This window comes from Mitsuaria sp. TWR114, from assembly GCF_007997345.1.
Window position 1 is genome coordinate 1 of sequence record NZ_VOSR01001064.1, and the last position, 1518, is coordinate 1518.

The 1518-nt window shown below is 72.5% G+C and carries 2 protein-coding genes; both read left to right on the plus strand.

Going from position 1 to position 1518, the window contains the following annotated elements; translation table 11 throughout:
- Nucleotides 1–814, plus strand: an 814-nt coding sequence (locus FUT87_RS27395; protein WP_147243015.1) for a hypothetical protein, incomplete at its 5' end; no start/stop codon positions are given.
- 35 nt (nt 815–849) lie between these two features.
- Nucleotides 850–1518: DegT/DnrJ/EryC1/StrS family aminotransferase (locus tag FUT87_RS27400; RefSeq protein WP_147243016.1), on the plus strand; the 669-nt coding region annotated here is incomplete at its 3' end.

Genomic DNA, 1518 nt, shown 5'->3' on the forward strand with positions numbered 1-1518 from the left:
GGCGCTGGCCGGCGCCGTCGTCACCCAGGCCGCCGTCGCGCAGGGCGTGGGCTGCGGCGGGCTGGCCAACAACTACGGGCCCTACGACTACCGCCAGTACAAGGACGCGCCGGAGATCGACCCGGTGACCAAGCAGATGTCGCCGCTGCTGATGGTCGAAGGCGCCCACTTCATCGACACCTGCGAGGCGCTGGTCAAGTGCAAGCGCGGCACGATCGGCAGCGACATCGACTACACGCTGCGCGCCTTCCCCAACCACCATCGCGCGCTGGTGGCGATGATGCTCTACGGCGAGCGCACCAAGCGCGACCAGCCGCCCGACGCGCTGTTCACCGTCGACTGCTACTTCAAGCGCGCGCTGGCCTGGAAGGCGGACGACGTCATCGTGCGCCTGATCTACGCCGGCTACCTGAACGGCAAGGGCAAGCCGGGGCCGGCCAAGGAACAGCTGGAGGCCGCGTCCAAGCTGACCGGCGACAACGCGTTCTCGGTCTACAACGTGGGCATGGTCGCGCTGGACCTCAATCAGGTCGACATGGCGGTGGACGCCGCCCGCCGCGCCTACGGCGCCGGCATGACGCACCCGGTGCTGCGCCAGCGCCTGATCGCGATCAACCGCTGGCCGTCGGACATCCAGCTGCCGGGCGAGGCCGCCTCGGCGCCCGCCCCCTCGGCCTCCGAGCCCGCACCGGCCGCTTCCGCGCCGGCGTCATCGCCGGCATCGGCATCGGCATCGGCATCGGCATCGACTTCGGCGCCGACATCAGGCTCGGCCCCGGCGTCCGGCGCCCCCACGCCGTCCACCGGCCGCTGACCGGCAGGCCCTCCGACTTGAGCCCGCCGCCTCCCATGCTCGCGCCCCGGCTGCCCGTCATCGGCTGGCGCACCTTCGCCGGTGCCGCCCGGGTCGACCAGCACAGCCTGCTCGACCATCCACGCCACCTGCCCACCACCAGCGGGCGCGCGGCCATCCTGCTCGCGCTCGAGTGCCTGGACGTCGGTCCGGGCGACCTGGTGCTGCTGCCGTCCTACCACTGCCCGACCATGGTCTCGCCGGTGAAGACGCTGGGCGCCGACGCGGCCTTCTATCCCATCGACGAGCACGGCGTGCCGCGCCTGGACTGGCTCTCGGCCCACGGCCCGGCGCATCCGAAGGCGCTGCTGGTGCCGCACTACTTCGGCCTGCCGCAGCCGATGGACGCGGTGCGCGCCTGGTGCGACGCGCGCGGCATCGCGCTGATCGAGGACTGCGCGCATGCGATGTTCGGCCGCGCCGGCGCCCGACCGATCGGTTCCTGGGGCGACGTCGCGATCGCCAGCCTGACCAAGTTCTTCCCGACGCCCGAAGGCGGCATCCTGGCGCTCAACCGCGCCGACCTGGCCCTGCCGCCGCTCACGCCGGCCGGTCGCATCGAGCAGGTCAAGGCGGCGTCCGACATCCTGCACATGGGGGCCACGCACGACCGCCTGACGGGGCTGAACCGGCTGATCCGCGGCGCCTTCGCGCTCAAGAGCGCG